The sequence below is a fragment of the Sphingomonas sp. CCH9-F2 genome, from assembly GCF_001556735.1.
Taxonomy (GTDB): Bacteria; Pseudomonadota; Alphaproteobacteria; order Sphingomonadales; family Sphingomonadaceae; genus Sphingomonas; species Sphingomonas ginsenosidimutans.
The window spans coordinates 1-6,394 of sequence record NZ_LSJO01000174.1; the positions used below are offsets into that span (position 1 = coordinate 1).

The 6,394-nt window shown below is 71.3% G+C and carries 7 protein-coding genes; 3 read left to right on the top strand and 4 right to left on the bottom strand.

Features of this window, described 5'->3' with window-relative positions:
* Together AX685_RS05000 and AX685_RS05005 are read right to left on the bottom strand one after the other, a co-directional pair.
* Positions 1 to 601 (bottom strand): CHASE4 domain-containing protein (locus tag AX685_RS05000; protein WP_331710149.1); only part of this gene is annotated, 601 nt, incomplete at its 3' end.
* Complete coding sequence (locus tag AX685_RS05005) at positions 601 to 2,472, bottom strand: putative bifunctional diguanylate cyclase/phosphodiesterase (RefSeq protein ID WP_066486058.1); 1,872 nt, start codon at positions 2,470 to 2,472, stop codon at positions 601 to 603. The genes AX685_RS05000 and AX685_RS05005, both read right to left, overlap by 1 nt.
* Positions 2,473 to 2,685: 213 nt before the next feature.
* Here AX685_RS05005 and AX685_RS05010 point away from each other — a divergent pair, with 213 nt between their 5' ends.
* Positions 2,686 to 3,198, top strand: a complete 513-nt coding sequence (locus AX685_RS05010) for a GAF domain-containing protein (RefSeq protein ID WP_066486065.1) — start codon at positions 2,686 to 2,688, stop codon at positions 3,196 to 3,198.
* Between the two features lie 23 nt (positions 3,199 to 3,221).
* Here the strand turns inward: AX685_RS05010 and AX685_RS05015 are convergent, their stop codons facing one another.
* Both AX685_RS05015 and AX685_RS05020 read right to left on the bottom strand, forming a co-directional pair.
* On the bottom strand, positions 3,222 to 4,157 hold the full coding sequence (locus AX685_RS05015) for an ROK family protein (protein WP_231738562.1): 936 nt from the start codon (positions 4,155 to 4,157) through the stop codon (positions 3,222 to 3,224).
* Positions 4,158 to 4,601: a MarR family winged helix-turn-helix transcriptional regulator gene (locus AX685_RS05020; protein WP_066486059.1), complete on the bottom strand. Its 444-nt coding sequence runs from the start codon at positions 4,599 to 4,601 to the stop codon at positions 4,158 to 4,160. It abuts the gene before it with no gap.
* A 108-nt stretch (positions 4,602 to 4,709) separates the two neighbouring features.
* Here AX685_RS05020 and AX685_RS05025 point away from each other — a divergent pair, with 108 nt between their 5' ends.
* Both AX685_RS05025 and AX685_RS05030 read left to right on the top strand, forming a co-directional pair.
* Positions 4,710 to 5,618: an alpha/beta fold hydrolase gene (locus AX685_RS05025; RefSeq protein WP_066486061.1), complete on the top strand. Its 909-nt coding sequence runs from the start codon at positions 4,710 to 4,712 to the stop codon at positions 5,616 to 5,618.
* Positions 5,615 to 6,262, top strand: coding sequence for a DsbA family oxidoreductase (locus AX685_RS05030; protein WP_066486063.1), 648 nt, complete (start codon positions 5,615 to 5,617; stop codon positions 6,260 to 6,262). Before AX685_RS05025 ends, AX685_RS05030 begins: the two co-directional genes overlap by 4 nt.
* Positions 6,263 to 6,394: the final 132 nt, after the last annotated feature.

A 6,394-nucleotide genomic window follows, 5' to 3' on the forward strand; every position in this document is an offset into this window, starting at 1 on the left:
GGCGGGTATCGATCGTCACCGCCGCGCCCAGCCGGGCCGACAACCGCGCCGCGGTCAGCCGCCGCGCGATCACCACCTGCCCGCGCGCCGCGCCGCTGCCGCCGGCGCGCCGCACCGGGGCGATGCCCACCGCCACCACCGCGTCACCCATCCGCAGGTAGAAGCCGCGCGCCCGGCCGCGCGGAGCGACCGTCGCCAGCATCCGCGCCCAATCAGGCCGCCCCTGCGTGCGCAGCAGCCGGACGCCCCCGTCCGCGGCGATCACCGCCACGGCATCCGCATCCGTCCCGGCCGGCATAGCGGCGGGAAGCACGCCGTGTGCGGCCCCCGGCGCCAGCGCGCGGTACAGGGTGTCGGAACGGCCGCGATCCTGCGCGCCATGCTCCATCTGCTCCGCCAGATCGTCCAGCGCGGCGCGGACATGCGCGGCCTGCGTCTGCGTCGCCTGCCGCTCCAGCGTGCCGAAGCTGGGCACCAGCACGCTCGCCAGCAGCAGCGCGGCGCCCAGCGCGCCCGCGACGCCGACCGCGGTCAGCATCAGCACCAGCTTGGCGCCCAGCGACGCGGGCGCACGCCACGCGCGCACCGCCGCGCCCGCCATCAGCCGTGCGTCCCCGTCGCCACCGGGCGCACCGGCGACAGCCAGCGGCGATGCGCCAGGTCGAGCGCCGCCTCCGGCGTGACGGGGCGCGAGAAATGATAGCCCTGCAGATGGCTGGCGCCTGCGACGCGCAGCAGGTCGACCTGCGCGCGCGTCTCGACGCCCTCGGCGATCACCCCCAGACCCAGCGACTGCGCCAGATGGATGATCGAGCGCACGATCGCCATCGATTCGCGCTCGCGCGGCATCCCGTCGATGAAGCTGCGGTCGATCTTCAGCACATCCAGCGCGAAGGTGCGGATGTTGTAGAGCGACGAATAGCCGGTGCCGAAATCGTCCAGCGCGATGCGGAACCCCAGCGCGCGCAGCCGGTCTAGCGTCTCGGCCGCGCGATCGGCATCGTCGAAGATCGCGGTTTCGGTGATCTCGATCTGCACCCGTTCGGGCGCGATGCCGGCGGCCGCCACCTTCTGCGCGATATCGTCGACGAAATGCGGCCGGCGGAACTGCCGAGGGCTGAAATTGACCGACACATATTGCCCCGGCCATGTCGCCAGCGCCGCCAGGCTGCGCTCCAGCACCCAGTCGCCCAACTCGTGGATCAGGTTGGTCTCCTCGGCGATCGGGACGAACACCGCCGGGCTGATCGGGCCGTGGTCCTCGGTCTGCCAGCGCAGCAGCGCCTCGAATCCGACGATCTCGTGCCGCGCACCGGTGACGATCGGCTGGTAGACCATCGACAGTTCGTCGCGCGCGATCGCCTGCGACAGCCCGGTCTCGATCCGGCGGCGCAGGCGGACGTCCTCGTCCAGCCGCGCGTCGAACGCGCAGGCACGGCCGCGCCCCTGCCGCTTGGCCTCGTACAGCGCCAGGTCGGCACGGCGCAGCAGGTCGCCCGGATCGCCGCGCCCCTCGGCCACCACCAGCCCGATCGACGCGGCCCCCTCGACGCAATGGCCGTAGATGGTCAGCGGGGTCGCGCAGGCCGCCACCAGCCGTTCCGCGACGGCCAGCGCCGCGCCCTGGTCGTCGGCCTCGAACAGCAGCCCGAATTCGTCGCCGCCCAGCCGCGCGACCATCCCGCCCGCCGGAATCCGCTCGTTCAGGATCGCGCAGATTTCGCGCAGCAATGCGTCGCCCGCCATATGGCCCAGCGTGTCGTTGACCGCCTTGAACCGGTCGAGGTCCATCATCGCCACCGCGAACCCGGCCCCGCCCGCGCGCACCCGGTCGGCCAGCGCGCGCTGGAACGCGAATCGGTTGGGCGCGCCGGTCAGCGTGTCGTGGCTGGCGATGTGCAGCGCGCGGCTTTCCTTGGCGGCCAGTTCGATCGCCTGCTGTTCCAGCAGCAGTACGTGATGCGCCAGCGATGCGCGCGCCGCCGCCAGCGCGCGGTCGGTTTCCCACCGCTTGCCCAGCGCGGTCGCGGTCTGCACCACCTCGGCCACCTCGAACGGCTTGGCGATGTAGAAGATCTTGTCCGCCGGCCCCGCCACGCGGCTGATCTCCACCGGAGAGAAATCGGAATAGCCGGTAACGATCACCAGGTTGATGTCGGGGTCCAGCGCGCGGATGCGCCGCGCGGTCTCGCGCCCGTCGATGCCCGGCGGCATCCGGATGTCGATGAAGGCGACCTGGAACGGCGCGCCCGCCGCCACCGCCTGCTCGACCGACGCCACCGCGTCCAGCCCCTGGACGTGATAGCTGACGTCGAACGCCGGCGGCGCGTCCTGCGCATCGCGCGCGGCGCGGTCCGCGAACAGGTCCGCGGCCATCGCCGACAACGCCCCTTGCGCCCCGGGCGGCGGCGCGAAGCTCAGCCGGTAGCTTTCATGGACCAGCGGCTCGTCGTCCACGATCAAGATGCGCATGTGTCCGCCGGCCCTCGCTACCACGGCCATGCGCCCCCCGCGCGGCCGGATGAACAGGGGGTAAGCGAGGAGGGTTAAGCGGACGTTAGCGAAGGAACTTGGCTCCAAAATGGAGCCGATCGATGCGTATCACCCTGAAAAATGGTGACAATAGACCAAAGTCTAAAGCGAATGGTAACGGGTGTTGACCCATTGTCGCGGTGAGAGGTGATCATGCCGCAACCCGACGAAGACAGCCGCATCGCGACGCTGAAGAATTATGCCGTGCTCGACACGCCGGCCGATCCCGTCATGGACCAGCTGGTACGGGACATCGCCGCCACGTTCCGCGTGCGCAAGGCAGTCATCTCGTTCATCGACGAACACCGCCAGTGGTACAAGGCGCGAGTCGGCGTCGCGGTCGATCACGTGCCGCGCGCCATGTCCTTCTGCACGCACAGCATCGCCACCGATGCGGTGACGGTAGTGCCCGATGCGCGGCTCGACCCGCGGTTCTGCGACAATCCCTTCGTCACCGATGGCGACGGCGTGCGCTTCTACGCCGCCGCGCCGATCAAGACGCTCAACCGCGCGCGGATCGGCACCGTCTGCGTGTTCGACAGCATGCCGCGCGACGGCCTCACCTCGCTGGAGGCGCTGCGCCTGTCGGGCTATGCCGCGCGCGTCGCCGAGATGCTGGAACAAGACCGCGCCCGCGCGCGGGCGTCGGCGCCTCCCGCCCGCTGACCGGCCCGCCGATCGGTCTTGCGTCAGCCCGCGGCGATCGCCGCGGCGGAGCGCCGGTCCGCCAGCGCCATCTGTCCCAGCACCACCGCGCCCAGCGGCCCGGCATTGCCGCCCAGCGCGGCGGGCACGATGAACGTGTCCATGTCGGCGACCGCAGGCAGCGCGACATAGCCGTTGAGCGACGCCGCCGTCGCCGCGCGCAGCCGCGGCAGCAGATGCGGATTGCCCACCATCACCCCGCCGCCCAGCACGATCCGCCGCGGCACGCCGGTCAGCGTCAGCGTCGCGAACAGCGTCGCCAGCGCGTGGACCACCGTGTCCCAGGCGGGATGGTCATGGGGCAGGTCCTCGCCCTTGATCCCGGTACGCGCCGCGATCGCGGGGCCGGACGCCAGCCCCTCCACGCACGCGCCGTGGAACGGGCACGCCCCCGGCCAGTCGTCGCCGGGCAGCCGCGGCGGGCGGATGTGCCCGAATTCGGAATGGGTCAGCCCGTCGACCGGGCGCCCATGCGCAATCATCCCCGCGCCCACGCCGGTGCCGACCGTGACATAGGCCAGCTCGCCCAGCCCGCGCCCCGCGCCCCAGCGCGCCTCCGCCATCGCCGCGCCGACGACATCGCTGTGGAACCCCACCGGCACCCCGTACCGCGCGCCCAGGCGGCGGGCGACGTCGGTATGCGCCCAGCCCGGCTTCGGCGTGGAGGTGATCTTGCCGTAATCGGCCGATTCGGGATCGATCGACACCGGGCCGAAACTGGCGATGCCGATGGCGGCGACCCCGCGCCAGGCGTCCAGCGCCGCTTCCAGCGCGGGCAGCGTCTCGTCAGGGTGGGTGGTCGGAACGCGGACCTCCTCCAGGATGCGATCCGGCCCGCTGGACAGGATCGCGATACACTTGGTCCCGCCCAGTTCCACCCCGGCGATCAGCGGCGCCTCTCCCGTCGTCGTCGTGGACACTCAGTCTTCCTCCTGCGCGGCGGCGTCGATCCGCCGCAGCATCTGCGTGAACTGTTCCAGCTCGGCGGCATCGAACCGGCCGAAGATGCGGCGCTCCAGCTCGATCGCCTTTGGCGCGATCTGCGCATACAGCGCCTGCCCCGCCTCGCTCAGCATCAGGTGGTGCGATCGCCGGTCGGCATGGTTGGGGCTGCGTTCCAGCAGCCCGCGCGCGGTCAGCGCGATCGCGGCGCGGCTGACCGTCACCTTGTCCATCCGGCTGCGCTCGCCCAGCTGCGCCTGGGTGATCGGCGCATGTTCGGCGATCAGCGCGATCAGCCGCCACTCCGGGATCGTCAGCCCGAACAGCGCGTCATAGGCGCGCGCGATCCGGTCGCTGACGCGGTTCGACGTGACCGACAACAGGTACGGCACGAAACGGTCGAGATGCAGGCGATCGGCCATGGGGGACGAACCGCTATCACGAGTGGACGCGCAGCGGAACCGCCTCCGCAATGTTGCATTAAGATGACATCGGGCAGATAGGTTCCTGCTGACCAGACGGAGGAGGCGATGGCGCGGGTTCACGCGAACGGGATCGAGATCGAGTATGAGGAGACCGGGCCGAAGGACGGGCCGGCGATGCTGCTCGTCATGGGTCTGGGCGCGCAGCTCGTGCGGTGGCCGCTGTCGATGGTGGAGGCGCTGGCCGAGCGCGGCTATCGCGTCATCCGCTTCGACAACCGCGACGTCGGCCTGTCGACGAAGCTGGACGATGCCGGCGTCCCCAACATCATGTGGACCGCGATGCAGCGCCAGTTCGGTCGCGCGCCGGCGGTCCCCTACACGCTGACCGACATGGCCGCCGACACCGTCGGGCTGATGGATGCGCTGTCGATTCCGCGCGCGCATGTCGTCGGGGCGTCGATGGGCGGCATGATCGCGCAGCTGATCGCTGCCGGCTGGCGCGACCGCGTCGACACGCTCACCTCGATCATGTCGACCACGGGCCACCCGACCTGCTCGCGCCCGACGATGCGCACCACCGCGCTGTTGCTGCGCCATCCGCGTGGCGACGATCTGGAGGCGATCGTCGCGCACGGGACGCTGGCGGGCCGCGCGGTCGGCGGACGCTTCCCGATCGAGGATCGGCTGATGGCCGATCGCATCCGCAGCGAAACGCTGCGCAATCGCTGCCCCGGCGGCTTCGTTCGCCAGATGGCGGCGATCATCGCCGATGGCGATCGCACCGCGCGGCTGCGCACGATCACCACGCCGACGCTGGTGATCCATGGCACGGACGATCCCCTGGTGCCGTGCACCGGCGGGCGCCAGACCGCGCAGGCGATCCCCGGCGCGCGACTGATGGAGATCGACGGCATGGGCCACACCCTGCCGCCGCCGCTGATCGCGCCGATCGTCGATGCGATCGACACCCACGCCCGCTGCGCGCACGCTGCGCCGGTGGCACGCGCGGCGTGAGCGCGTCGGCGATCCGTCTCGATATCGTCTCCGACATCGTCTGCCCGTGGTGCGCGATCGGGCTGGCCGCGGTGGAACAGGCGATCGAGCGGCTGGACGGCGCGGCGGACGTGACGCTCGCCTTCCACCCGCTCGAGCTCAACCCCGGCCTGCCGCCGGAGGGGGAGAAGATCGCCGACAATCTCGCGCGCAAATATGGCGCCGGCCCCGATCAGGCGCGCGCCGCCGGCGACCGGATCCGGACCGCCGCCGGCGAACTGGGCGTCGACATGCGCGGTCGGTCGGATCGGCTCTACGATACGTTCGATGCGCACCGCCTGCTCCATTGGGCGGGGACGATCGGCGACCAGCTGCCGCTCAAGAAGGCGCTGCTCGCGCGTTATTTCGCGGAAGGACAGAATGTGTCCGATCCCGACGTGCTGGCCGGTGCCGCCGCCGATGCCGGCCTGGATGCCGATGAAGCGCGCGCGGTACTGGCCGACGGGCGCTTCGCCGGGGACGTGCGCGCCGCCGAACGCTACTGGCGCGACGAAGGCGTGCTGTCGGTGCCGACGCTGATCCTCGACGGCCGTTATGCCATCCCCGGCGCGCAGAGCGTCGAGCGGCTGGAACGCGCGTTGCGACGCCGCCTGACCGACGCCTGATCCCCCTTGCGGCATCGCCACGCGGCACGCCATGATCGGCCCGCCGCGCCGATCCGACCGCGCGTCCTGGGGGACAAGATGACCATCAGCCGCTTTCTGATCGCCGCGCTGTGCGCGACCTGCCTCGTTCCC